Source organism: Rathayibacter sp. AY1F9 (genome assembly GCF_002932155.1).
In the GTDB taxonomy this organism is placed as follows: domain Bacteria; phylum Actinomycetota; class Actinomycetes; order Actinomycetales; family Microbacteriaceae; genus Rathayibacter.
In genome coordinates this window covers 43,824-68,038 of the sequence record NZ_PSVA01000012.1, presented here as the reverse complement: position 1 = coordinate 68,038, position 24,215 = coordinate 43,824, and the positions used below count along the sequence as shown (strand labels likewise).

Below are 24,215 nucleotides of genomic sequence, written 5' to 3'. Positions count from 1 at the left end.
TGCGACACCGACCGGAGGGCGCCGCCGTGAGCACCACGATCCGACCGACCAACGCACCCGCACCCCACGCGCCGACCACCCTGCGGCGGTCGCAGGCCGACCGCGAGCGATCCCTGCGTCGGCGCCTGCGTTCCGCGGACGCGCTCGTCACCGCCGGCTGGGTCTCGGTCGCCCTCGCCATCGCGCTCTACCTCGCAGCCGGCGGGCCCGCGGAGGCCACCGATATCGCCGGAGCTCTCACGGCCGCAGGGATCGTCGCCGGCCTCGTCGGCACCGACCTGATCCTGGTCATGCTCGTCCTCGCCGCCCGGATCCCCTGGATCGACCGCACCTTCGGCCAGGACACCGCGATGGCGCTGCACCGTCGCCTCGGCAAGCCCGCCCTGTCTCTGATCCTCGGGCACGGTGCCCTGCTCACCGTCGGCTACGCCCTCACCGACGGGCTGACGCTGTGGAACGAGACACTCGCTCTGTACTCCGGCGCCGACATGCTCCTGGCGCTGCTCGGCAGCACCCTGCTGGTGCTCGTCGTCGTCACCTCCCTCGTCGCCGTGCGCCGCCGCTTCGCGTACGAGGCGTGGCACGCGATCCACCTCCTCAGCTACGCGGCGGTCCTCGTCGCCGTCCCCCACCAGCTCTCCGCCGGCCAGGTCCTCGCCGGGAGCACCCCGCAGCGCGTCTACTGGCTCGCCCTCTACGTCCTGGCGTTCGGAGCGATCGCCAGGTTCCGGTTCGCGGTGCCCGTACTCGCCACCCTGCGGCACCGGATCCAGGTCGAGGCCGTCGAGACGATCGCCCCCGGCGTCTTCTCGCTCCACCTCTCCGGCCGCGACCTCTCCCGCCTCGGCGTGATCGGCGGGCAGTACGCGATCTGGCGGTTCTGGAGCCGCGGCACCTGGTGGCATGCGCACCCGATCTCCTTCTCCGCCGTCCCGACCGACACCCGCGCTCGGATCACCGTCCGCGCACTCGGAGCCGGGACCGACCGTCTCGCACGACTGCGCCCCGGGACCGCGGTCTCGATCGAGGGCCCCTACGGGATCTTCACCGACGTCGCCCGCACCGCCCCGCGGCTCGCGATCATCGCCGCCGGCATCGGCATCACCCCCGCCCGAGCGCTCCTCGAGCACGGCGGCCTCCGACCCGGCGAGGCCACCGTCCTGCTGCGCGCCACCGACGACTCCCAGACCTACCTCTGGGACGAGACTCGGACACTGGTCCGCAGCAGCCGCGGCGCGCTGTTCGGGATGATCGGCCGGCGGCCCGCAGGGCTGGCGACGTGGATGTCCGCCGAGTCCGTCGCCCGAGGTGTGACGATCACCTCGGCACTGCCGGGCCTGCTCGAATCCGACCTGTTCGTCTGCGGTCCGACCGCCTGGGCCGACCTCGTCGTCCGCGACGCGCGAGCGGCAGGCCTGCCCGACCGGCAGATCCACGTGGAGAGGTTCGACTGGTGAGAACACGAGCAGCAGTCGCCAGCGTCCTCGCCTCCCTCGCCGTCCTCGTCGTCGGCTGGCAGATGGGATCCGCCGGCGCCACCGGGTCCTCGCTCGCCACCGGGACGAGCGCCACCACGGCCACGGAAGGAGCGGCTCCCGCGGTGACCACGCCGACCCCGGCCGGCGCCCCCGCCTCGACGACGCCCTCCGCCGGCGCGCCCACCGACCCGTCGGCCGGTACGAGCTCGACGGCCACTGCGAGCCCGTCCGCCTCGGCCGACGGCACGTGGACCGGCTCATCTGTTCCGACTCGCTTCGGCGCTGTGCAGGTCGCGATCACCGTCGCCGGCGGGCAGATCACCGACGTCACGGCCGTGCACCTCACGGACAAGGACGGCCGGTCCGTGCCGATCTCGCACCGGGCCGCGCCGATCCTGCGTCAAGAAGTCCTCGCCGCCCAGTCCGCGAACGTGCAGGCGGTCAGCGGAGCGACCTACACCAGCGACGGGTACCTCACCTCCCTGCAATCGGCGATCGACCAGGCCGGACTCTGACCGTGCACACGTTCACGACGATGGGCACCGTCGTCAGCCTGCGCGCCGCCGACGACACCCCGGTCGGCGACGTCGAAGCCGTCTTCGCCGACGCCGACGCCCGCTTCAGCCTGTACCGGCCGGAGTCGGAGGCGTCCCGGATCGCCCGCGGCGAGCTCGCGCTGACGGCCGCGTCCGAGCAGATGCGGACCGCCTACACCGAATCGCTGCACTGGCGAACGGCGACGGACGGCGCCTTCACCCCGCACCGGCCCGACGGGGTCATCGACCTCGCCGGAACCGTCAAAGCGACCACCATGGCGCACGCGGCCCGGCTGCTCGGCGACGGCGAATGGCTCCTCGATGTCGGGGGAGACGTCCTCACCTCGCCCGCCGACAGCTGGACGATCGGGATCGTGGATCCCGGCGACCGGCAGGCGCTGCTCTGCATCGTCCCCCTCGGCGACGGTCGCCGCGCGATCGCCACCTCCGGGACCGCCGAACGCGGAGAGCACGTCTGGCGCCGACCTGCCGAGCCCGGTGACGTCCCCTTCGTGCAGGTGTCCGTGATCGCCGAGGACATCGTCACCGCCGACGTCCTCGCGACCGCGATCCTCGCCGGCGGCGTCGGGACGCTCGACACCGTCACCGACCGCTTCGACGTCGACGTCCTCACCATCGACGCCGCCGGTGCCCTTCTCGTGACCGACCGGCTCCGCCGCCTGATCGCACCGGCGAGCCGGCACACGTCCTGACTCCGCTCGGTCGGCTCCTCGCATATCGGCGGTGAAGCGGGGAGTCGGCTCGGAGGACGGGCGAGTGATCGTTCGAGGGCTCACACGAATACGTCCAACGGCAGAGCGCGCAGGGCGGGGCGCGTTAGCGTCACGAGGACAGCCCCCCTCTCGACCGAAGGCGCCCCCGATGAACGACTGGCAGATCAACGGCCTCCCCCTCCACCCGCTCCTCGTGCACGCCGTCGTGGTTCTGCTCCCCCTCGCCGCACTGATGCTCATCCTCGGCAGCCTCTGGCCGGCCGCCCGCCGCAAGTTCGGGATCCTCACCCCGATCATCGCCCTCGCCGCGCTGATCGCCGTCCCGCTCACCACGCAGGCCGGTGAAGCGCTCGAACGACAGACGGAGCCGTCCGCGATCCTCGAGAAGCACACCGAGCTCGGCGACCACCTGCTCCCCTGGGCTGCCGGCCTGTTCCTCGTCGCCCTGGTCCAGTGGCTCTGGTTCCGCCGCACGCGACGAACCGAGGACCGAGCCGCCACCACCCGCCGCCCCCTCGTCGGAATCGTGCTCGCCGTCGCAGCGATCGCCATCTCCGTCGGAGCGACCATCGACGTCATCCGCATCGGCGACTCCGGCGCACAAGCAGTCTGGTCCGACTCCACCTCGAGCACCAGCACCGATCAGGCACCCGCGCCCGACAGCGACGACGACTGACCCACCCGCTCTCGGGCACTGCCCTCTCCGGCTGACACCGCCCCCTCTTCGCAGGAGGATGGTGTGAGTTCCTCAGCACTCGACGCCATCTGCGAGGTCCTCGGCTGCCAGGTGGGCGACATCCTGACTCACGTGCCGGACGACGTCGGGAGCAGTACGGATCGGCTCGGTGACCGAGCGGCCCGCTGACACGTCGCACCTCGGTGGTCGACTGGTCACCGCGGGCGTCGTCCAGCTGGTGGCCGTCGTCGCGCTCAATGTGCTGGGGCCGATCGTGCCCGTCTGAAGGATCTCCGGCCCGAGCGCTCAGGGTCCACTGCGGTCCCCGATCTGTCGCCTCTGCTCCGCTGGGCGATCGCCGCGGCGGTGTTCCTCGTCTGGGCCTGGTCGACGGCGTGGCCGGCCGGCCCGGAACGCACCCGCGACCTCGCCCGCCACGAGGACCGGTCCCGGAAGCTGGTCGACTCGCTCATCATCGCCGCCACCTTCTTCAGCCTCGTCCTCGTGGTCGTCGCACTCCTCCGCAGCCAGCAGAAGGACCCCGTCGGATCCGCGGCCGCGATCCTCGCGGTCGTCGGGGTCGTCGCGGCCTGGGCGCTCGTCAACACCGTCTACGCCTTCAAGTACGCGCTCATGTACTACCTCGACGACCGCCACCGCTTCGACTTCGACCAGGACGAGGACCCGTCCTACAGCGACTTCGCCTACACCGCGTTCTCGATCGGGATGGCCTACAGCGCGAGCAGCATCACCCAGTCCTCCACCCCCTCACGCCGCGTAGCCCTGGCCCACGCCCTGCTGTCCTACTTCTTCGGCACCTTCGTCGTCGCCGTCGCCATCAACCTCATCACCGGCCTCACCCAGGGAGGGTGAGGATCGCCGCACATCCGCAGGCAGGAGTGTCGGAGCTCGATACTGATGTCATGGCATCACCGCTCGTCTCCGACGTCGCTCACTCCGGTCTCACCGTGGCCGACCTCGACGACGCGCTGGTGCTGTGGTGCTCCGGTCTCGGGTTCGTGCTCGAGCGCACCTTCACGCTCGACGTGGAGGTCACGGCGGCGACCACCGGCGTCCGTGGAGCCGTGATCCGCGCAGCGACGGTGACCCTCGGCCCCCACCGTGTGGAGCTGCTGCAGTACGACCCGCCCCGACAGCTCGAGTCCGCCGGCACGCCCGCACAGGTCGGCACGGTGCACATCGCGCTCACGGTCTCGGACCTCGATCGTGTCCTCGAGCTTTGCGCTGGACACGGTTGGAGACCGGTCGGGACACCTCACCGGATGACCGCTGGCGCCCGAGCCGGCACGCGCATCATCTACCTCGAAGGTGCCCTCGGCGGATTCCTCGAACTGATCGCGCCCCCGCAGCTCCCGTAGGCCGCGTCGGCCGATCGCGTCGAGGGCCCGATCTCTCAGCCCGCCAACCTCGCCATCCACTCCTCCACCGCGTCGGGCGTGCGCGGCATCGCCGCCGAGAGCAGGATCGACGACGTCTCCGTGACCACGAGGTCGTCCTCGATCCGGATGCCCAGCCCCCGCAGCTCGGCGGGGACCGTCAGGTCGCCCGGCTGGAAGTAGAGGCCCGGTTCCACGGTGAGCGTGTGGCCGGCCGCGAGCACTCCGCCGAGGTACGTCTCGTGCGGAGCGTGGTTGCAGTCGTGCACGTCCATCCCGAGCATGTGCCCGGCGCGGGAGATGCTCCACCGGCGGTGGTACGACGCGGACGGGGCCATGGCCTCGTCGACGGAGCAGCGGATCAGGCCGAGGTCGATCAGCCCCTCGGTGAGGGCTCGCCCGCACGCGTCCTGGTAGTCCTGGAAGCGCACTCCCGCGCGCAGGGAGTCGACGCCGGCCTGCTGCGCGCGCAGCACGATCGAGTACACGTCCCGCTGCAGCGGGGTGAACTCCCCGCTGACCGGGAAGGTCCGGGTGATGTCGGCGGCGTAGAGCGAGGGCAGCTCGACCCCCATGTCCATCAGGACGAGATCGCCCTCGGCGAGGGGCCCGGTGTTCCGCGTGTAGTGCAGGGTCGTGGCGTGCGCTCCCGAGGCGACGACCGATCCGTAGGCCGGCCCCTGTCCCTCGACCAGGGCGCGGCGGGCGAAGGTGCCCTCGAGGTAGCGCTCGCCGCGGGGCATCGCGCGGGCGACCGGCCACGCCTCGAGGCAGTCGTCGAAGCCCCGCGCCGTGCCGTCGACGGCGAGCTGCAGCCGTCCGATCTCCCAGTCGTTCTTGATCAGGCGCAGCTCGTCGAGCGTCGCCTTGAGCACGAGGTGCGGTCCGAGCTCCGGCCCGCAGATGCTCCGCACCAGCTCGTCGACGCTCTCGTCGAGGGTGGGCAGGACCCGGATGCGCCGGGCCCGCCGCGCGGCCCGCTCCACGTCGCGGGTGAAGTCGGCCAGCGGCCGGGTCTCGATGCCCAGCGCCGCCTGCGTCTCGGCGAGCGACGGCCGCGGCCCGACCCAGAGGTCGCCGAGCGCGTCGTTCTGCCAGAACTCGTCTCCGTCGCGGCCGGAGGGAGCACGCAGGTACAGGATCGAGCCGGCCTCCCCTCCCGTCGTGTCGACGACGAGCACGCTCTCGGCGACTCCGTTGCCCGTCAGCCACACGTGGTCGGTGCCCGGGCGGAAGCGGTGGTCGCTGTCGTTCGAGCGCACCCGCGGCAGGCCGGCGGGGATGATCAGCAGCTCGGCGGGCAGCGCCTGCGCCAGTCGCGACCGGCGCTCCGCGGTGTAGGCGAGCACCGGGTCGTCGGGGTCGATCACCGGCTCCGGATCGGCCCAGCCGGCGGTCATGAACGCGCCGTCCCCGGGGAGCGGGCTGCGGTTCACGGCCCTCGGCATGCTCCAGAGTGCGGACTCCTCTGCCCGGGCCTCCTCCACCGCGCTCACGCGCCCGTCCGCTCCAGCGCGTCGGGCAGCTCCTCGAGCCAGGCCGCCCGGTCGGCGTCGAGTGGAGCCAGCGGCAGCCGCCCCAGGCCGTCCGGCAGCGGGATCGCCGCGAGCAGCGCTCGCGTGTACGGGTGCAGCGGGCTCTGCCACACCGTCTCGGTGTCCCCCGACTCCACGACCCGGCCGCGGTACATCACGAGCACCCGGTCGGCGATGCGCCGGACCACCGAGAGGTCGTGCGAGATGAACAGCATGCCCGCGCCGGCCTCGACGCTGAGCGAGCGCATCAGCGCGGCGACGCTCGTCTGGGTCGAGGCGTCGAGGGCCGAGATCGGCTCGTCGGCCACGAGCATCCGCGGCCGCGCCGCGAGGGCCCGCGCGATGGCGATGCGCTGCTTCTGGCCGCCGGAGAACTCGTGCGGGAACCGGCTCGCCATCGCCGGGTCGAGCCCGACGCGGCGCAGCCAGTCGGCCGGATCCGAGCCCTCGGCGCCCCGGGCGAGCGCCGCCCGGACGCCGTCGCCGATCTGCTCGCCGATGCGGCGACGGGGGTTGAGCGAGGAGTTCGGGTCCTGGAAGACCATCTGCACTCCGGTCATCGCCGGACTGCGCCGACGGAGTCCGAGCGCGGGCACGTCGACGCCGTTCAGGCGCACGTCGCCACCGCGGCGCTTCTCGATGCCGACCACGGCGCGCGCGAGGCTCGACTTGCCGCAGCCGCTCTCGCCGACCAGCGCCACGACCTCGCCGGCCGCCACCCGGAAGCCGACCCCGTCGACGGCACGCAGCGGCGGTCGCCGCCCGTACTCGACCACGATGCCGTCGGCCTCGAGAACCGCTCCCGCGCTCATCGCGCACCCCTCTCGACGTCGCCTGCCGTGGCCGCGCCCGGATCGTCCGCGGCGGCGGCCCTCTCGTGCCCCTCGACGAGCTCGGCGACCAGCTCCTCCGGGCTCTCCTCGAAGCTCGAGCCGGGCAGAGCCGCGAGCAGCGCCCGCGTGTACTCGTCCTCGGGCGCGGTGAACAGCCGCTCCCGCGGAGCCGACTCGACGACGAGCCCCTGGCGCATCACCGTCACCTCGTCGGCCACGGCGCTCATCACGCCGAGGTCGTGGGTGACGAGCAGGATGCTCAGCCCGCCGTCGTCGACCAGCTCCCGCAGCAGCTGCAGCACTCCGGCCTGCACGGTCACGTCGAGCGCGGTCGTCGGCTCGTCGGCCAGCAGCACGGAGGGCTCGCACGCGAGCGCCACCGCGATCGCGATGCGCTGCCGCTGACCACCGGAGAACTGGTGGGGGTAGCGCCCGAGGGAGGCCCGGGCGTCCGGCACCCGCACCCGCTCGAGCAGGGCCTCGGCCCTGGACCGCGCGGCCTCCTTGCCGAGACCGAGGTGGTGGCGCAGGTGGTCGGTGAGCTGGCGGCCCACGGTGAGCTGCGGGTGCAGGCTCGTCGACGGGTCCTGGAAGACCATGGCGACCCGGCGTCCGCGCACCGCGCCGAGCACCTGCCGGGACGCGCCGACGAGCTCCGTCGTGCCGTCGCCGGTGTCGTCGGCGAGGCGGATGCTCCCGCTGGCCGTCATCGATCCGGGCAGCAGTCCGAGCACCGCCAGGGCGGTCATGGTCTTGCCCGAGCCGGACTCGCCGGCGAGACCGTGGATGCCGCCGCGGCGCAGCGCCAGATCGATGCCGTCCACGACGGCGTGGCTGCGGGTGCGGATGCGCAGCCCGCTGATGGTCAGTGCGTCGCTCACAGCGTGGCGCCTCCTCCGCGGATCGTCTGCGACCGCGGGTCCAGGGCGTCGCGCAGGGCGTCGCCGACGAAGTTGAACGCGATGACGACGGTGAGGATGGCCAGGCCCGGGAAGACCCCGATCCACCACGCATCGAAATTCTGGATGGCGTCCGACACCATCGAGCCCCACTCGGCGGTCGGCGGCTTCGCGCCGAGCCCGAGGAACGACAGGCCCGACAGCAGGAGGATGGCCGTGCCGATGTCGAGGCTCGCGAGGACGAGCACCGGGCCGACGATGTTGGGCGCGATGTCGCGGACGAGGGAGCGCAGCGGCGAGAAGCCGAGCAGCTGGCCGGACACGACGTAGTTCGACGAGCGGAGGCCGAGGACAAGACCGCGGGTCAGCCGGGCGTAGGACGGCCACGACACGATCAGCGCCGCGAGCACCGCGTTCAGGAGCGACGCTCCGAGCGCGGCCGCGATCACCATCGCCAGGATGACCGTGGGGAACGCCATCACGAGATCGGTGATGCGCATCGCGACCTCGTCGACCGCACGGCCGAGGAATCCGGCGACGGATCCGACGATCGCGCCGATCAGCACCGACATCACGACGAGCAGCAGGGCGAGCGGGATCGTGACCCGGGCACCCCAGATCACCCGCGAGAACACGTCCCGGCCGAGCGCGTCGGTCCCCATCAGCGTGCCCTCGCCGGGCGCCTGGAGGAGGGGCAGGTCCTGCGCGAGCGGATCGTGCGGGGCGATGACGGGGGCGAGCACGGCGATGAGGATCCAGAGCACGCCGACGGCGGCGCCGAGGAGTCCGAGCGGCGCCGACCAGCGACCCAGGCGCAGGCGGGGGCGGCGCAGGCGGAGGCCGGGGGCGGCGACCGGGTCGAGCACTCCGGCACCGACGCCGTCGCGCGGACCGGCAGGAGCGCCGTCGCGCGGGTCGGACCGGGTGGTTCGCGGATCCGTCACGAGGCCAGCCTCACTCTCGGGTCGAGCACGCCGTACAGCAGGTCGACGATCAGGTTCACGAGCAGGTACATCACGCCGATGAGCAGGCCGACGCCCATGATGCCGCGCAGGTCGAGGTGCGACGCGGCCTGGTAGGCGTAGGAGCCGATCCCGGGCCAGCCGAAGACCGCCTCGACGAGCACGGTGCCGCTGAGCAGGCTGCCGAAGGCGAGGCCCACGACGGTGAGGATCGGGATGCTCGCCCCGCGCAGCACGTAGGAGAAGGTGACCGCGCGGTTCGGCAGCCCCTTCGCGCGGGCGGCCCGCACGTAGTCCTGGTCGAGGATCTCGAGCACCGCGGTGCGCACGAACCGGGTCAGCAGGCCCACCGTGTAGAGCGTCAGGACGAGGACGGGGAGGAAGAGGTGCGACGCCGCGTCGAGGAAGGTGTCGAGCTGGCCGGCGAGCAGGGCGTCGACCGTGTAGAGGCCCGTCACCGTCGGCGGCGTGGTGAAGTCGCTGCTCAGCCGGCCGGATCCCGGCGCGATCCGGAGCTGGAAGTAGAGGACGTAGTAGAGGACCAGCGCGAGCCAGAAGGTCGGCACGCTGAGGCCGGCCAGCGACACGACGCGCAGAACGTGGTCGGAGGCCCTGCCGCGCCGGTAGGCGGCGACGGTGCCGAACAGCACGCCGACGATCACGCTGAGCACGATGGCGCCGAAGGCGATCTCGAGGGTGGCCGGCAGCGCCTTCGCCAGGTCGGCGACCACCGGGTTGTGCGTGGTGGTGGAGACGCCGAGGTCGCCGTGCAGCAGGTTGCCGAGATAGGTGAAGTACTGCACGACGAGCGGCTGGTCGAGACCGTACTGGGCGCGGAACTGCGCGACGATCTCCGGATCCTCCGCAGCGCGCTGGCCGAGAGCGGCCGCCACGGGGTCGCCCGGCACGAGGTTGGTCAGGATGAAGGTGACGAGGGTCACGCCCACCACCAGCAGCAGCGAGGTGAGCACGCGGCGGAGCGCGTAGCGGAGGAACGGGTGGGCCGCCCGGCCCCCGCGCTGACGCGGGGTCCGGACGGCCGTCGTGGTGGTGGACACGGGCTACTGCGCGGTGAGGGCCGCGATGTCGATGGTCCACACCGCGTTGTAGACGACACCCGAGACGTCCTTCGCCGCGGCGATGTTGTTGCCGGGCTGGAGCAGCGGGATGAAGGGGCCGTCGGCGTTCAGCGCGGTCTGCAGCTCCTCGAAGCGCGACTGGCGCTCGTCGTCGCTGCCGCCGGTGGCCGCAGCGTCGGCCAGCGCCGAGATCGCGGGGGCCGCACCGTCGGTCCAGCCGGAGCGGAGACCCACGACGTCGCCCGGGGTGAAGACGAGGTAGTCGCTCGGGTCCGGGTAGTCCGGGCCCCAGTACCAGAGGCCCATGGTCTCGGTGCCGTTGCGGTAGGCGTCGAGCTCGGTGGCGACGGGGGCCGGGGCGAGCTCGACGGTGATGCCGGCGTCCTTCAGCTGCGACTGGATGCGCTGCGCGATGGTCGGGAAGTCGATGCCGTTCAGGCTGATGTCGCTCGGGAAGTTGAGCGTCACGGACTCGCCGGCGTAGCCGCTCTTCGCGAGGTCAGCCTTCGCGGCGTCGAGGTCCTGGGTGAGCGCGCCGCTCTCGGGCAGGGCGCCGAGCAGCATGCTCGGGATGACGCCGGACGCCTGGGCGGTGCCGTTGCCTGCGATCGAGACGAGGTCGTCGTAGTCGACGGCCTCCTTCACAGCCTTCACGAAGTCGGGGTTCGACGTGATCGCCGAGACGCTCGGGTTCTGGTTGAGCAGCAGGAAGATCACGTTCGCCGACGGGTCGCTGGTCACCGCGACCGAGTCGCCGAGCGCCTCCGCCTGAGTGCCCGAGAGGTCCAGCGCCACATCGGCGCTGCCGCCCTCGACGTTGATCTTCTGGGTCGCACCCTCGACGTTCTGGATGACCACGCGGCCGTAGCCCGGGGCGTCGCCGTCGTAGTTCTCGTTCGCGGTCAGCACGACCTGCGAGGCGAGGTCGAGCGTGTCGAGCACGTACGGGCCGGAGCCGGCGGAGGTGGTGTTGAGGAACGTCTCGGCGGTGTCGGTCTCGTCGGTGGTGCCGCCGTTCTCCTTCACGACCTTCGAGTTCAGGATGCCGAGCGCCGGGTTCGCCAGGATCGCCGGCAGGGCGGGCGTGGGGTTCTCGGTGGTCAGCACCACCGTCGTGTCGTCCTTCTTCGTGACGGTGACGCCGTCGAGGAGGAACGAGGGGTTGCCCTTGAGGCCGATCACGCGCTGCAGCGAGAACACCACGTCGTCGGCGGTCATCGCGGTGCCGTCCGAGAAGGTGTGCTCGCCGTTCAGGGTGAGGGTGAAGGTCTTCGCGTCGTCGGCCTGCTCGAGGCTCGCGAGGCCGTCGACGACCTGCGAGACGTCGCCGCCCTCGAAGGTGAGGAGGGTCTCGTAGAGCGCCTTGTCGACCATCTGGCCGGTCGGCTCGTACATGCGGCCCGGGTCGGCGGTCTTGAGGTCGAACGCCTTGTTGATGGTGAGCGTCGCGCTGCTGCCGTCGGCGGTGTCGACGCGGCCCGAGGAGCAGCCCGCCACCAGAAGGGCGAGGGAGACCGCCGCAGCGGCGATCACCACTCGCGTCGGGGCGGAGCGCGGGGTGCGGGTGGAGCGGACAACCATGGAGGCCTCCTGGCGAGGGTTCGGCTGGACGTGTTGCGAAACGATGGCACATCGCGACGCACTCCGTTTCCAGAGGGCCGCTATCGTGGACGAACTGCCGCCCGCAGCGACGAAGGAGTGGATTATGTCGATCACCGATCCGGCCGCCGGTGCGGTCGCTGGACAAAGCGCGGGCGGGCTCGACGACCTCAATCTGCGCATCCTCGCCGTCCTGCGCGAGAACGGGCGCATCTCGATGTCCGCCCTGGCCGAGCGGGTGAACGTCTCGCGGGCGAGCGTCTACAACCGGGTCGAGCAGCTGACCGCATCCGGCGTCATCACCGGATTCTCGGCCCTGGTCGATCCGGGGAAGGTGGGGCTCGACGTCTGCGCCCTGGTGTTCGTGACGGTGCATCCGCAGTCGTGGCACCGGTTCCGCGAGGGCATCCTCCAGATGCCCGACGTCGAGTACTGCTGCATCACGACCGGCGAGCACGACGCGATGCTCCTGGTCCGCTCGCTCGACATCGGCGGCGTGCACGACTTCGTCACCGGCGTGGTCGCGGCCCGGCCCGAGGTGAAATCGGTGGTCTCGGTCGTCGTGCTCGACGAGGTGGTGCGCAAGGCCTACCTGCTGCCCTCCGACATCCCCGACCGCTCCGGATCGACGAACCGGCTCGGCATGACGCGGTTCACCACCGCGGGGAACGGCCGCGACGCGGCGCGTTGAGCGTCAGACCTCGACGCAGATGCTGACGTGGTCGTCGCCGTCGATCTCGAACTCCTCGACGAGCCGCAGCAGGCCCTCCCCGTCGAGCTCGACGCGGCTGCCGCCGGTGCCGCTGACCACGGTCCCGCCGTCGATCAGCTGGTGCACGAACGAGACCTGCAGGGCGTCGCCGGTGCGCGTGCCCACGAACCGGCCGAAGGTCACGGTGTCGCCGACGTAGTCGCCCCAGACCACTCCGTCGCGCTCGGAGTAGTGGAACCGCGACGGCGACTCCGGGTCGACCGCACTGTTGGTCGAGGAGGTCATCACGAACTCGCGGCCGTCGAGACTGGGGGCGGTGGTGGCGTCGTTCACGTCATGGAGTATGCCGGAGAGGTCGAGGTGTCCTGGCCGCACGCCGGTTTCGTCTCGTTCTTCGGGTCCGCGGTCCCGAGATCTGGACGAAAGCGCCGTCCGCACGTCTCTGGACTGTCCATTCGTCTGCGATCCTCCGCCGCCCGTCCCGATCGACCGAGCGACTCCGGGATCGGACGGGCGATCTCCGCGGACAGGCGGCGGCGAGGCGTCCGGACTTCCCTTGCCGCCTCGATACTCCATCGACTCGTCCGTGATCGGAAACTTTCCCGTACTCTCAGGACCCGTACGGGGAATGAACCGGGGGCTCATTCGCATCCGGTTCGAATTCGACATCTTGGGGGCGCAATGGATCCGCAGCAATTGGTGAACAGTGATCGCGCCGTGTGCGCCCACGCGAGGAGCGGCGGATGACCGGGTCGAGTGCGACCGGCGCCGTGGTGAAGCGCCCCGAGTCGCGGGAGTGGATCGACTTCGCCAAGGGCGTCGCGATCAGCCTCGTCGTGCTCTACCACTCGTCGTTGTTCCTCGGATTCTTCGACCTCGCGGGGTACGTCCCGAAGCTCCGGACCGTGCTCCTCTACTTCCCCATGCCCGTGTTCTTCTTCATCGCGGGCCTCACGGCCGCCCGGATGCTGACGTGGACGTTCGCCGAACTGTGGCGCCGCCGAGTTCTCGCGCTGGTGTACCTCTACCTGCTGTGGTCGTTCATCCGGGTCGTCTTCTACCTCATCGTCCCGTTCTCACGGTCGGAGGCGACCTCGCCGACGGACCCGCTCAACGTGCTGGTGCTCCCCATCCTGCCGTCGAGCAGCTACTGGTTCATCTGGGCTCTCGCGATCTTCAGCATCCTCGCCTGGCTGATCCGCAAGGTGCCCCGATGGATCCAGCTCTCGGTGGCCGGGCTGCTGGCCGTCGCGGCGACGACCACCGGCCTGCTGGACACCGACAACATCGGCTGGGACCGGGTGCTCCAGAACTTCATCTTCTTCCTCGTGGCGATGTTCATCCCCCGCACGTTCTACCGCTTCGCCGCTCGCGTGAAGCTCTGGCAGGCGCTCGCGCTCGCGGTGGCCTACCTCGGCATCATCGCGGTGATCGTCGCCTTCGACGCCAACCGCGTTCCGGGCGTCATCCTGATCGCCAGTTCGGTCGCGATCATCGCGGGCATCGCCGGCTCCCAGTACCTCGTCAAGGTCCGCGCACTGAAGATCTTCGTCACCATGGGGCAGCAGAGCTTCCAGATCTATCTCCTGCACCTCTTCGTGATCGCGGTCGTCGTCGCATTCGTCCCCCTGCTCGGCGAGACGAATGTCCCACCCCTTCCGGCGACGGTCTTCCCGGTCGCCCTGACGGTGTTCTCCCTCTGGGCGTCGCTGTTCATCTTCCAGTCGCTGCGGCGCTTCTCCTGGCTGTGGGTGAGCCCGTTCAGCACCGGCAAGTCCCAGAAGAAGCGCCTCGCCGCCAGGAATGCGAGATCAGCCGAGGTCCAGCCCACCGCGGTCGAGTCCGCAGCTCCTGTCGCCCCGGCCGATGAGCCCGCTGACGCGGGGACTGCGGGCAGACCGGAGAAGGACTGACCAGCGAGCACGTCCCGGGCGACTCCCCGGGCGGCCCTTCTGCAGGCCCGAGTCGTCTCGGGTGCTGGTGAGTCCGCGTCAGACCGGGCTGGCCCGCACTGCTCGGTCTCGGGCGAGCCGAGGGAGCAGTCGGACGAGGACGACCATGCCGACGAGTTCCACGAGGGTCTGCGTGACGACGACGACGGGCGCGAGCGACAGCGGTGCCGGGAGCGCGAGTGCGAGGGGCAGCACGACGAGCGAGTTGCGGGTCGCGCCGCTGAACACGAGGGCGCGCGTCGCGGTCACGTCGAGTCGGAAGACGCGTCCAGCACCCAGCCCCAGAGCGGTCATGACCACGAGGAATCCCGCGTAGAGCGGGACGAGGACGAGAAGCCGGCCGGCCGAGGCGCCCACGGCGCCGGCCTGGGAGGCGACGACGGTGAAGAGCGTGGCCGTCATGAGCGGCACCATGAGCCCGAGCATCGTGGACTCGACGATCCGGCCGGACACGTGTCGGCGCGCGAGTGCCTGCACCAGCCCGGCCGCGGACAGCGGCACCACGATCAGCAGCAGGAACGCCCGCGCGAACGGACCGGCGTCGACCACCGCCACCCCCGCAGGACCGATGAAGAGCAGCAGATACACGGGGAGGAGGAGGATCTGCGCGAGCATCAGCAGCGGTGCGGCGGCGAGCAGTCGGTCGGACGCCCCTCCGGCGAGCCCGGCGAACACGATCACGTAGTCGATGCACGGCGTCAGGAGCACCAGGAGGACCCCGAACAGCAGCACCGGAGTGTCGGCGACGAATCGAGACAGCCCGTAGGCGACGAGCGGCACGACGACGAAGTTCAGCACCCCGACCGCGGCGAGGAAGCGGCCGTCGCGCAGAGATCGTCCGATCGCGGCGAACGGGACCCCGAGGAACGTGGCGAACAGCAGCAGCGCGAGCACCGGTTCGATCGCGACCTCGAGGTGGTGCGCGGCGGGCAGCAGCAGTCCGAGAGCGGCGCCGGCGGCGATCGCGGCGAGGTAGAGCGGGATCTGGCGGCGCTCGAGCCAGGCGACGAGCGCTCTCACGACAGCAGGTCGGCGAGAAGGAGGGGCACGGGTGCAACGGTAGAGGTCCGAACCGCTTGAGGGTCGCTGCTCTGCCGCTCGTCGCGGCGGAGGGGCTTCTCCCTCGACCCCGCCCCGGTGAACGGACCGGGTCGAGACCTTCGACGATGCGGCACAGCCGGGGATCCGCTCCCGCACGGTCCTCCCCCGTGGGACGCGCGCCCAGGACAAAACGCCGTCGACAGCTCTTTCCCGAGTCACTCGCGGTCCTCCTCATAAGCTTTCGCAACTTCTGGTGCAGAGGTGTCGGAAAGATACGAACGCATCATGTCGCATCAGGCGCGAAAGGCTCGAAGAGCTCAGAGGTATTGAGGCCTCGGCCAGTTAATGCTTTAATCCACATCGAACCGGTTCGATGATTTATGCAGCACTGTGCGGACAGGTTCGACCAATCGCTCGATCAATGGAGATACAGCAGATGAACAGATCCATCGCTCTACGCGAGACGCCTCCCACGGATGCCGACCGGCGACAGCGCCGTAGGATCCGCGGGCGTCGTGTCCTCGCAGCAGTCGTCTCAGCGGCGGTCGTCGCAGCGGGGAGCGTCCTCGCCGTGGGCGCTCCCGCGGAAGCGGCACCCGGAGCCGCAGCCACGCTCGTCGTGGAGGCCGACCAGCCCTTCCGTCCCGTCACTCACATGGCCAGCGGGTCCCTGTACGGACTGGCGAGCGCCGGCGTCCCGTCCCTCGACAAGATCCTCCCCATCAAGCCGCACACCTTCGTGCAGAAGCCCGAGGGGGGCACCCAGCAGCCGACCGGTGACGCCCTGTCGGTCGCAGACACCGCGAAGTCGGCCGGTGCGGGCGTCGTCGTCCGCCTGGTGGACTACCTGCCCGGCTGGCCCTATCGATACGACAAGGCCTCCTGGCTCCCGGCCGTCGAGAAGATGGTCCAGGACACCCAGGCGTCCGGCAAGACGAACATCGTCGCCTATGCCATCTGGAACGAGCCCGATATCACCTGGCAGGCGTCGAACGGCTCCTTCTTCGATCTCTGGACCGAGACCTACCGTCTGATCCGCACCCTCGACCCCGAGATGCCGATCCAGGGCCCCGCCTACTCCGACAACATCACGAACATGCGCGCGTTCTACGAGCACGCGAAGGCGACCGACACCCTCCCGGACGTCCTCGAGTGGCACGAGCTGATCCGCTCCTCGAAGATCAAGGGCGACGTCGAGAAGGTCCGGGCCATCCTCGACGACCTCGACCTCCCCGAGCCGCCCATCGACATCACCGAGTACGCGGCACCCGCCGAGGTCGGCCTGTCCGGCCCGCTGGTCGGCTACATCGCGAAGCTCGAGCGCTACGGGATCACCCGCGCCGAGCTCCCGTTCTGGAACCAGTCGGGCGCCCTGGGCGACCTCCTCACCGGACGGAACGGCGACCCCAACGGCGCGTACTGGCTCTACACCTGGTACGCCCAGATGAGCGGCCAGATGGTGACCACCACGCCGCCGTCGAACGAGAGCCCGCTCGACGGCGCCGCCTCCGTCAGCGACGAGGGCGACGAAGTGCGCGTCATCGCCGGCGGCAACACCGGAGCCACGTCCATCAAGGTCAACGGGCTCGACGAGCTGTCGCTCGGCTCGAAGGTCGACGTCCAGGTGGACTTCACCGCCTCCTACGGCCGCACGGTGAAGACCGACGGCCCGGTCACCATCTCGAACACGACCTACGAGGTCGCCAGCGACGGATCGATCACGGTGCCCATCGTGATGAACCCGACCTACGGCTACCAGGTGATCGTCACCCCGGAGAAGAGCCCGACCAGCCTGGCGGGCGACTACACCGTGGACAACGCGAACTCCGGTCTGCAGCTCGCCACGCAGGGCGGCGCGACCGCGAACGGGACGCCGGTCGTCCAGGCCGACTCCGCGACCTCGACCGGACAAGCGTGGAGGATCACGGCAGCGGGCCAGGGCCTCTACCGCGTCATCCACACGCCCAGCGGACGCGCCCTGACCATCGCCGGCGCCGCGACGTCCAACGGAGCAGCCGCGGTGATCGCCGACGCGAACGGCGGAGACGAGCAGCTCTGGCAGCTCATCCCCGACGGGAAGGGGAAGGTCCGCCTCGCGAACTACGCGACGGGCAAGACGCTCGGGGTCCTCAACCTGAGCAAGGACGCGGGCGCTGCGGTCATCCAGTGGTCCGACGGCGCACCGACCTCCAACTGCCAGGTCAGCGGAGCCCGCCAGCCGGGCAGGTTCGGCACGGCACTGGACTTCTGCAAGACGGCGTCGTACGGGTCGCTCCCCAGCGGAATCGTCAGCGGACTCACCGGCGACTGGTCGGTCTCGACCTGGATCAAGCCGGCGTCGCTGACGAACTACTCCCGCGTCTTCGACTTCGGCACGGGCCAGAACGTCAACATGTTCCTCACCCTCAACGCCGGGGGCGCCGGACCGCGGTTCGCCATCACGAACACCGGCGCCGGGGGCGAGCAGCGACTGACCTACGGCGGTCAGAACTTCCCGCTCAACCAGTGGTCGAACGTGGTCGTCACCGTCTCGGGCACGCAGGGCACGATGTACCTCAACGGCACGGTCGTCGCCACGAACCCGAACATGACGGTGAAGCCGTCGGCTCTCGGGAACACCAACCGGAACTACCTGGGCAAGTCGCAGTACGGGGACCCGGCCTACGACGGCGCGATCGACGACTTCGCCGTCTACGACCGGGCACTGTCCGCGGCCGACGTGGCCGCTCTGGCCGGCGGCCGGGCGGCGGCGGGCACCGTCGCGCAGTACGCGTTCGACGAGGCGTCCGGAGCCGCGCTCCAGGACTCCTCGGGGAACAACCGGAACGGGACCATCGTGCTCGGAACCGACGGAGCCACCACCAGCACCGCGACCGACGCCCAGACCGCCGACCGGTTCTGGACGCTCACGCCGGTCGCCGTCGCCGACACGACCAAGCCGGCGGTCACGCTGGTGTCGCCCACCACGGCGGGCCCCTTCTCCGCACTGGCCGTCCAGGTCGACGCGACGGACGACCGCGGACTGAAGCGCATCGTGGCCAACATCTACAAGGACGGCAAGCTCGTCACGAGCACGCAGTCCCCGGTCGCCGGTGGAGCGAGGACCGGATCGCACTCGGCCACGGTGCAGCTGCCCGACGGGAACTACACCGTCAAGTACAACGCGGAGGATCTCGCGGGCAACATCGCGCCCACGAAGACCTTCGCGGTGACGCTGGACAGCACGGCGCCGACGGCCACGGTCAAGACCGAGCCCTCCTTCACCACCGGTGAGAAGGGCGTCTACGACCAGGTGAGCTTCAAGCTGTACGACGCGGGCAGGATCGACAGGGCGGTCATCAACGGTCGCGTGAAGGATCTCACCGACAACGCGTGGTCCGACGTGAACTTCATCAAGCCGGGCGTCTTCGGCGCGGTCAAGGGTGCCAACACCATGGTCGTCCACGACGTCGCCGGGAACACCACCACCGTCCAGTTCACCCTGAACTGACCCGGACCTCGAGGCGCCCCGTATCCGTACGGGGCGCCTCGAGCGTGTGCGGGGCATGCCACGGCAGGCTGGGCGCAGCTGGGGCGCCCCCCACCCGGACCGGCAGCGGCCCCTGGATGCAGGAGCATGAGGTGCGACCGCCGCGTGCTCTCCTGCACCTGAGCGGAGAGCCGGCAGCAGTCCGACCGGTCCTCGCCGTCCGACAGCCTCCGAGGAGAACGACAGTGGCCACCATCGCAGACGTCGCCCGCGAAGCGGGCGTCTCCCGCAGCACCGCGTCCTACGCGTTCTCGGGCAACCGCCCGATCTCGGCCGAAGTGCGCCGACGAGTGCTCGCTGCGGCTCGTCGCCTGGAGTTCACGCCCAACGCGGGCGCGCGATCGCTGGCGACCTCGCAGACCCGGGTCATCGGCCTGCTGGCGCAGTTCCTCGAGGACGAGTTCGCCCCCGCGATGCTGCAGTACACCCTCGGCGTCTCGAACATGGCCCGCGAGCTCGGATACGACATCCTGCTGGTCACCGACGCCGACGGCACGAGCGCCCTGCGACGCATCAGCGACTCCCGCATGGTCGACGGGATCGTCCTGCTCAACGTCGCCGTGGACGATCCGCGGCTGGACATCCTGCGCAACGCCCGGCAGCCGGGCGCCCTCGTCGGCCTGCCGAGGGACTGCTCCGGCGTCGACGTCTTCGACCTCGACTTCGAGGAGACCGGTCGCGCGATGATCGAGCACTTCCACGCCCTCGGGCATCGGGAGCTCGTGCTCGTGTCCCCGCCCCAGCACGTCGTCGATCGCGGCGGCGCCTACGTCTGGCGCCTGCAGGACGCCGCTCTCGAGGCCGCCGACGCCCACGGCATCCGACTGCACACGTCGTTCGCGCCCTCCACCCAGCCGGACGTCGGCCGGGCGCTCGGAGACCTGCTCGACGCGCACCCTCGGGCGACGGGCCTGCTCGTCAACAACGAGGCGGCCGCAGCGGCACTTCCGAGCGTTCTGGGAGCGCGGAGCACGAGGAGCCCGGAGGACGTCTCCGTGCTCGGCCGGTTCTCGGAGGAGTTCGCGCGCACCTTCTCGCTCCCCTACTCCTTCGTGGAGAGCGCACCCGACCGGCTAGGGAGCATGGCGGTGCGTCAGCTCGTCCGCCGGATCGAAGGCGCGACCGACACCGAGGAGGCGTACGTCGTGCGCCTCCTCGGCCCTGAGATCGTCGAACGTGGCAGCACGGCGCCTCCGCGTCCGGCTCCCGCGGCCTGAGCGTACGACCTCCCCCGGGCGCCCTCTCCCTCCACCCGGGACCACGACCACGAGGCGTCGGCCGCGGACCGCAGGAGGGCGTCGGGACCCCGGAGTCCGGCAGCAGTCGCGACCAGCGAGAGCATCAGCCGCGGATTCAGAGGTCGTCGAGAACCTCCCGAAGGATGCGGGTCAGCGCTGTCGTCCTCTCGTGATTGGTGGCCGATCCGAACGTGTAGTGGGGCATCCTCCTCACGAACGACCGGGCGTCGGGTCCGAGAGCCTTCTCCAGTGCTTCGGCGATCCGGGTGTCCGGTCCTGTGCCCGACAGCCATTCGAACGCGGCGTCGCCCATGCCGACCACCACCGGCGTCCGGCCGTCGGCTCCTTCGCGACAGGTGATCAGCTCCCAGGTCAGCAGCTCGGCGCAGCGTTCGACGTGGTCCCTGCCCGCCTGCTGCTCGTCGCGCAGAGTCGTCCGAAGAGCCCCCGCGTCACGGGTCGGAACCAGTTTGAAGACGTCCGACATGTAGGCGACAGGCGCACTCGAGTCGAGGACCTCGTCGTAGGCGGCGCGCACACTGTTCCGGAGTGCGCCGTCGCCCCGATGACCAGGCGAATGGAAGGTCTGCCAGAACGTCGGGTCGGAGGGAGGGTTCTTCCCGCCCCAGTTGATCGCGAACAGCACGACGGATGTCGTCATGGGCTGCAGCTCGACGAACTCCTCGGGACTGCTCGCCGTGACGGGGCCGGCCAGATCACCGCGCTCGCCCCACCTCGCCCAGGACGTCGCGTGCCCGAGCTTCCAGCCTCCTCCCTCCACATCGGGATGGCTGATCTCCTCGTCACGCAGGGCCTGGTACGTGGCGTAGTCGACAGGCGGGAAGCTCATAGCGGTCCTCTCGGGGCTGCAGGGCCCTGCCTCGGTGGCAGGAGGAGGGCGTGAGACCGGGCGTCTCGATCCAGAGGCTATCGAGACAGTGGTCTTCTCCGTCCCTCGTTCTCGAGTCCCTCCGGAGCGTCGTGCCGACCTCCGATCGGCGGAACGGTCGACGGCCTTCCGGCACCACGAGCACGGACCGGGCGGACGACAGGTCTCGCTCGACGCAGCGGCTCGCGCTCCGCCGTCACGATCGCCACCGCCCGCTGGACCAGTACCCTGTCGCCTCGCACCGCGTGGACCATCACCACCGCGACCGCCGCCGCGGGAACCCTGGGCCTGGCGCTCGCCGCCGGCACGCCGTCCGCCCTCGCGGCCTGCCTGCTCTTCGGATGGGGATGCACCGCCGCCACCGGGTCGCTCATCGCCTGGACCGCCGCTCTCGACTCGGACCGCGCGGCGACCGGCACGGCCCTGCTCTTCGTGGTGCTGATCGCCGGACAGGCCGTGGGCGCAGTGGGGCTCGGAGCGCTGCTCGACGGGCTGGGCACGATGGTCGCCTTCGCCGCCGCTGTTGTCGTGACGGCAGCCGCCGGAATCACCCGCCGCCAGAAGTCGCCGAATGATCGGCTGTCGGCACGGTCGTCCGGTTCGTAGTGTCGGACGTATGGATCCGCGACCGCTTCCCGCCGTCGGCGCCCCGGCCACCCGTGCGCTCGAGGACGCGGGCGTGCACGATGTGGACGACGTGAGGCGGGTGGGCCTCGACCGTCTCGCAACCCTCCACGGAGTCGGGCCGAAGGCGCTCCGGCTCCTCCAGCAGGCCCTCGACGCGGACGATCCCGCTCCGTAGCGATCCCTTCCCTGCACGGTCGCCTCGACCCAGAATGGTCGGAGGCTCGGCGTGCCGGTTCCCGGGGGCGATCCGACCGCGGAGGCGGCCGCCGGGGGAACGGTGGTCGGATGAACCAGGAGGCGCGATGAAGATCATGCTCGTGATGCGGTCGGACGGCAGCTACGCCGGGGGCGATGCGCCCGAGGACTACGCGGCCTGGGCGGACTACGACGCGTCGCTGAAGGCGGACGGCGTCCTCGTCGACTCCGGACGCTTCGCCGACGCCTCCGGGGACGTCTCCGTCGAGACGGATCTGACCGTGGCGGGCAGAGAAAGCGGCGCTCCGGCCCCTTCCCGAGCGGAGGAGCGGTCCGCCCTCGTCGGCTACTACCTGCTCGACTGCCCGACCCGGGACGACGCCGTGCGGTACGCCCGACGCGCCCCCCTCTACGGCTCGCTCGAGGTGCACGAGCAGGCGCAGTACTGAGCCGCGGTCGCCGGTCGGGCGGCTGTCCCCGTCACCGCCGCGCGGGACCGACCGCTTCACCCGAGGGATGCGAATCGGGCGTCCGGGATCGGGACGGCGGGAGGGAAGTGGTGTACCGTCATCGCCTGACCGATTCTCATCGGAGTGGTCGACCCGTCTCACCGGCGGTGTCGATCCGGGGCTGAAAACCTCCGGCGTCCTCGAAGCCCGGAGGTCCTCCCATGTCAGTGTCCCCACGAAGCACCACCGTCGACGGTGACGCGTCCCCCTTCGTCGTCGTGGTCAGCGCAGAAGCGCACCCGAGCGGCGCGGCTTCGGAACGGTCCGATCCGGCCACCTCGCCGGCAGCGCTCGCACGTCCGAGGACGGGGTACGGCGGAGCGATCCGGCTGGCGCAGGGCCGCGTGCTCGGCCCGCCCTCCTCCCCCGGCACCGAGCTCCTCTTAGGGCTGCTCTTCTGGCGCAGCCGCCGCGACGCCGAGGATTTCGCGGCGGAACTGAGCCGCACTGAATCGTCGTGGGTCGTGGACGAGGGGATCTACCGGTTCACCACCTCGGCGACGGCGAGCCCGGACGACGCGACTCCCGTCGATCCGGTGCGCGCTGCCCCGACGGCGGCCCACGAGATCATCCGACTGGCGCCCGTCGCGGGCAAGCAGGCATGGATGGCCGAGTACAACGAGAGCGAGACGCGCGGTCACATCAGAACGCTCGAGGGCTTCGTCTCGACGAGCTTCTTCCGCGACCTCCGGAGCGATCGGATCATCGAGTACGTGCAGTGGCGCTCGGCCGACGACCTGACAGCGGCGTTCGGGGACGAGCGCTTCGCCGAGCACTTGAGCGTGAACAGCCATTACTCCGACGGCGAGGCCTTCCTCTTCGGAGAACGGTCGACCGATGCGGCACCCGCCGATGAACCGCCCGACGGCTCGTCCACCCCCTCCGGGACCGACGGTCCTGCCGCCGCTCAGAGCCCCGAGGCCCGACCGTGACTCGACTCGAGACCGTTCACGAGATCCTCGGGCCCTGGTCGTTGGCCACCACCCAGCGGTTCTGGAAGGGCTTCACCCCGAACCGGCTCGCGTCGCAGCCGCAGGCCGCGGGCATCCGCTCCGCCCTCCTCTGCGATGCCGACTGGCAGCGAGTGGACGTCGCGGTCACCCAGGACGGGCCGTCCGCCCGCATCGTGGTCGAGGGCCCGGGCGACCTGGACGCCGCGACCGAGCAGGTCCGTCGGCTGCTGTCCATCGACATCGACGGGCGCAGCTGGCCCGACGTCGCGGCGCGCGACGAGGTCATCGCGGACGCGCAGGCTCGGCTCCCCGGGTTCCGGCCGTGCGGCTTCTTCTCGCCCTACGAGGCGGCGGTCTGGACGGTCCTGTCGCGTCGGCTGCAGATCCGGCAGGCGGCGGCGGTCAGGACGCGTCTCGCGCAGCAGCTCGGTGATGACGGAGCCTTCCCGTCCCCGGCCGTCCTGTGTGCGGCGTCCCTCGACCTGCCCGACCGCAAGGCGGAGTACCTGCAGGCGATCGCCGAGGCCGCCCTCGACGGACAGCTCTCCGGCTCCCACCTGCGCTCGCTCCAGCCGGCCGAGGCGTTCGTCCAGGTGCAGAGCATCCTGGGGATGGGGCCGTTCTCGGCCGAGCTCGTCGTGATCCGCGGCGCGAACTTCCCCGACGTCCTGCCGCGCAACGAGGGCAGGCTGAGCGACGAAGTCGCGAAGCGCTACGGCGACGACCGGTCGATCGACGAGATCTCCGAGACGTGGACGCCGTTCCGCTCCTGGGCGGCGGTGCACCTGCGCGCGCTCGCGGAGTAGACGGGCGACTCCCAGGGGCGGCCCACCGTCAGGACG

General features: G+C 70.8%; 25 protein-coding genes. 16 read left to right on the top strand and 9 right to left on the bottom strand.

Features of this window, described 5'->3' with window-relative positions; genetic code table 11:
* Window positions 1–26 precede the first annotated feature (26 nt).
* The 7 genes from C5C37_RS09700 (at window position 27) to C5C37_RS09670 (ending at window position 4,803) form a co-directional block, all read left to right on the top strand.
* The gene (locus C5C37_RS09700; protein ID WP_258067668.1) at window positions 27–1,457 is read left to right on the top strand and encodes a ferredoxin reductase family protein; all 1,431 of its coding nucleotides are present in this window, start codon (window positions 27–29) and stop codon (window positions 1,455–1,457) included.
* Entirely contained in the window at window positions 1,454–1,993 is a 540-nt protein-coding gene (locus tag C5C37_RS09695) for an FMN-binding protein (protein ID WP_258074098.1), read from the top strand. The genes C5C37_RS09700 and C5C37_RS09695 overlap by 4 nt, the downstream gene beginning before the upstream one ends.
* Before the next feature lie 2 nt (window positions 1,994–1,995).
* Window positions 1,996–2,727: an FAD:protein FMN transferase gene (locus C5C37_RS09690; protein ID WP_258059425.1), complete on the top strand. Its 732-nt coding sequence runs from the start codon at window positions 1,996–1,998 to the stop codon at window positions 2,725–2,727.
* Between the two features lie 169 nt (window positions 2,728–2,896).
* Entirely contained in the window at window positions 2,897–3,424 is a 528-nt protein-coding gene (locus tag C5C37_RS09685) for a DUF2231 domain-containing protein (RefSeq protein ID WP_104226519.1), read from the top strand.
* A gap of 63 nt (window positions 3,425–3,487) precedes the next feature.
* Window positions 3,488–3,613: a helix-turn-helix transcriptional regulator gene (locus C5C37_RS18070; protein ID WP_181127398.1), complete on the top strand. Its 126-nt coding sequence runs from the start codon at window positions 3,488–3,490 to the stop codon at window positions 3,611–3,613.
* 93 nt (window positions 3,614–3,706) lie between these two features.
* Window positions 3,707–4,297 (top strand): DUF1345 domain-containing protein, encoded by a 591-nt coding sequence (locus C5C37_RS09675; protein ID WP_104338860.1) that lies wholly within the window; start codon window positions 3,707–3,709, stop codon window positions 4,295–4,297.
* 50 nt (window positions 4,298–4,347) lie between these two features.
* Window positions 4,348–4,803, top strand: a complete 456-nt coding sequence (locus C5C37_RS09670) for a VOC family protein (protein WP_104338859.1) — start codon at window positions 4,348–4,350, stop codon at window positions 4,801–4,803.
* Window positions 4,804–4,838: 35 nt separating this feature from the next.
* Here the strand turns inward: C5C37_RS09670 and C5C37_RS09665 are convergent, their stop codons facing one another.
* The 6 genes from C5C37_RS09665 to C5C37_RS09640 are packed head-to-tail and all read right to left on the bottom strand — an operon-like array spanning window position 4,839 to window position 11,710.
* Window positions 4,839–6,257, bottom strand: a complete 1,419-nt coding sequence (locus tag C5C37_RS09665; RefSeq protein WP_219814475.1) for an aminopeptidase P family protein — start codon at window positions 6,255–6,257, stop codon at window positions 4,839–4,841.
* 56 nt (window positions 6,258–6,313) lie between these two features.
* On the bottom strand, window positions 6,314–7,168 hold the full coding sequence (locus tag C5C37_RS09660; protein ID WP_104223255.1) for an ATP-binding cassette domain-containing protein: 855 nt from the start codon (window positions 7,166–7,168) through the stop codon (window positions 6,314–6,316).
* A complete protein-coding gene (locus C5C37_RS09655; protein WP_104223256.1) occupies window positions 7,165–8,070 on the bottom strand; it encodes an ABC transporter ATP-binding protein in 906 nt (301 codons plus the stop codon). Before C5C37_RS09655 ends, C5C37_RS09660 begins: the two co-directional genes overlap by 4 nt.
* The gene (locus C5C37_RS09650; protein WP_258063303.1) at window positions 8,067–9,032 is read right to left on the bottom strand and encodes an ABC transporter permease; all 966 of its coding nucleotides are present in this window, start codon (window positions 9,030–9,032) and stop codon (window positions 8,067–8,069) included. Before C5C37_RS09650 ends, C5C37_RS09655 begins: the two co-directional genes overlap by 4 nt.
* Entirely contained in the window at window positions 9,029–10,108 is a 1,080-nt protein-coding gene (locus C5C37_RS09645) for an ABC transporter permease (RefSeq protein ID WP_104226525.1), read from the bottom strand. Before C5C37_RS09645 ends, C5C37_RS09650 begins: the two co-directional genes overlap by 4 nt.
* Window positions 10,109–10,111: 3 nt before the next feature.
* Window positions 10,112–11,710 (bottom strand): ABC transporter substrate-binding protein, encoded by a 1,599-nt coding sequence (locus C5C37_RS09640; protein ID WP_104260247.1) that lies wholly within the window; start codon window positions 11,708–11,710, stop codon window positions 10,112–10,114.
* A 124-nt stretch (window positions 11,711–11,834) separates the two neighbouring features.
* Here C5C37_RS09640 and C5C37_RS09635 point away from each other — a divergent pair, with 124 nt between their 5' ends.
* Complete coding sequence (locus C5C37_RS09635) at window positions 11,835–12,419, top strand: Lrp/AsnC family transcriptional regulator (protein ID WP_104223259.1); 585 nt, start codon at window positions 11,835–11,837, stop codon at window positions 12,417–12,419.
* 3 nt (window positions 12,420–12,422) lie between these two features.
* On the opposite strand, the gene C5C37_RS09630 is transcribed toward C5C37_RS09635, so the two are convergent.
* Window positions 12,423–12,773: a hypothetical protein gene (locus C5C37_RS09630; RefSeq protein ID WP_258060307.1), complete on the bottom strand. Its 351-nt coding sequence runs from the start codon at window positions 12,771–12,773 to the stop codon at window positions 12,423–12,425.
* Between the two features lie 410 nt (window positions 12,774–13,183).
* Between C5C37_RS09630 and C5C37_RS09625 the strand changes: the two genes are divergently transcribed.
* On the top strand, window positions 13,184–14,353 hold the full coding sequence (locus tag C5C37_RS09625; RefSeq protein WP_104223260.1) for an acyltransferase: 1,170 nt from the start codon (window positions 13,184–13,186) through the stop codon (window positions 14,351–14,353).
* A 78-nt stretch (window positions 14,354–14,431) separates the two neighbouring features.
* Here the strand turns inward: C5C37_RS09625 and C5C37_RS09620 are convergent, their stop codons facing one another.
* Complete coding sequence (locus tag C5C37_RS09620; RefSeq protein WP_104223261.1) at window positions 14,432–15,412, bottom strand: arsenic resistance protein; 981 nt, start codon at window positions 15,410–15,412, stop codon at window positions 14,432–14,434.
* A gap of 676 nt (window positions 15,413–16,088) precedes the next feature.
* Here C5C37_RS09620 and C5C37_RS09615 point away from each other — a divergent pair.
* Together C5C37_RS09615 and C5C37_RS09610 are read left to right on the top strand one after the other, a co-directional pair.
* Complete coding sequence (locus C5C37_RS09615) at window positions 16,089–18,923, top strand: LamG-like jellyroll fold domain-containing protein (protein WP_219814422.1); 2,835 nt, start codon at window positions 16,089–16,091, stop codon at window positions 18,921–18,923.
* Window positions 18,924–19,147: 224 nt separating this feature from the next.
* On the top strand, window positions 19,148–20,179 hold the full coding sequence (locus C5C37_RS09610; protein WP_104226529.1) for a LacI family DNA-binding transcriptional regulator: 1,032 nt from the start codon (window positions 19,148–19,150) through the stop codon (window positions 20,177–20,179).
* 136 nt (window positions 20,180–20,315) lie between these two features.
* On the opposite strand, the gene C5C37_RS09605 is transcribed toward C5C37_RS09610, so the two are convergent.
* On the bottom strand, window positions 20,316–21,050 hold the full coding sequence (locus tag C5C37_RS09605; RefSeq protein ID WP_104262258.1) for a hypothetical protein: 735 nt from the start codon (window positions 21,048–21,050) through the stop codon (window positions 20,316–20,318).
* 471 nt (window positions 21,051–21,521) lie between these two features.
* On the opposite strand from C5C37_RS09605, the gene C5C37_RS17490 reads away from it, so the two are divergent.
* From C5C37_RS17490 to C5C37_RS09580, 5 genes are all read left to right on the top strand, one after another.
* Window positions 21,522–21,695 carry a hypothetical protein gene (locus C5C37_RS17490; protein ID WP_181127397.1) on the top strand — a complete coding sequence of 58 codons (174 nt, stop codon included), beginning with the start codon at window positions 21,522–21,524 and terminating at the stop codon, window positions 21,693–21,695.
* 10 nt (window positions 21,696–21,705) lie between these two features.
* Complete coding sequence (locus tag C5C37_RS09600) at window positions 21,706–21,891, top strand: DNA-binding protein (protein ID WP_104223264.1); 186 nt, start codon at window positions 21,706–21,708, stop codon at window positions 21,889–21,891.
* Window positions 21,892–22,018: 127 nt separating this feature from the next.
* Window positions 22,019–22,360, top strand: a complete 342-nt coding sequence (locus C5C37_RS09595; RefSeq protein WP_181127396.1) for a YciI family protein — start codon at window positions 22,019–22,021, stop codon at window positions 22,358–22,360.
* Between the two features lie 227 nt (window positions 22,361–22,587).
* Window positions 22,588–23,352: a hypothetical protein gene (locus C5C37_RS17485; RefSeq protein WP_181127395.1), complete on the top strand. Its 765-nt coding sequence runs from the start codon at window positions 22,588–22,590 to the stop codon at window positions 23,350–23,352.
* A complete protein-coding gene (locus C5C37_RS09580; RefSeq protein WP_104338856.1) occupies window positions 23,349–24,179 on the top strand; it encodes a DNA-3-methyladenine glycosylase in 831 nt (276 codons plus the stop codon). Before C5C37_RS17485 ends, C5C37_RS09580 begins: the two co-directional genes overlap by 4 nt.
* Window positions 24,180–24,215 lie beyond the last annotated feature (36 nt).

Excerpts from the sequence above, each read along its gene's own strand:
- C5C37_RS09685 (WP_104226519.1), top strand. The coding sequence starts at position 2,897 with ATGAACGACTGGCAGATCAACGGCCTCCCCCTCCACCCGCTCCTCGTG.
- C5C37_RS09670 (WP_104338859.1), top strand. The coding sequence starts at position 4,348 with ATGGCATCACCGCTCGTCTCCGACGTCGCTCACTCCGGTCTCACCGTG.
- C5C37_RS09660 (WP_104223255.1), bottom strand. The coding sequence starts at position 7,168 with ATGAGCGCGGGAGCGGTTCTCGAGGCCGACGGCATCGTGGTCGAGTAC.
- C5C37_RS09640 (WP_104260247.1), bottom strand. The coding sequence starts at position 11,710 with ATGGTTGTCCGCTCCACCCGCACCCCGCGCTCCGCCCCGACGCGAGTG.
- C5C37_RS09635 (WP_104223259.1), top strand. The coding sequence starts at position 11,835 with ATGTCGATCACCGATCCGGCCGCCGGTGCGGTCGCTGGACAAAGCGCG.
- C5C37_RS09625 (WP_104223260.1), top strand. The coding sequence starts at position 13,184 with ATGACCGGGTCGAGTGCGACCGGCGCCGTGGTGAAGCGCCCCGAGTCG.
- C5C37_RS09615 (WP_219814422.1), top strand. The coding sequence starts at position 16,089 with ATGGCCAGCGGGTCCCTGTACGGACTGGCGAGCGCCGGCGTCCCGTCC.
- C5C37_RS09605 (WP_104262258.1), bottom strand. The coding sequence starts at position 21,050 with ATGAGCTTCCCGCCTGTCGACTACGCCACGTACCAGGCCCTGCGTGAC.
- C5C37_RS09600 (WP_104223264.1), top strand. The coding sequence starts at position 21,706 with ATGGATCCGCGACCGCTTCCCGCCGTCGGCGCCCCGGCCACCCGTGCG.
- C5C37_RS09595 (WP_181127396.1), top strand. The coding sequence starts at position 22,019 with ATGAAGATCATGCTCGTGATGCGGTCGGACGGCAGCTACGCCGGGGGC.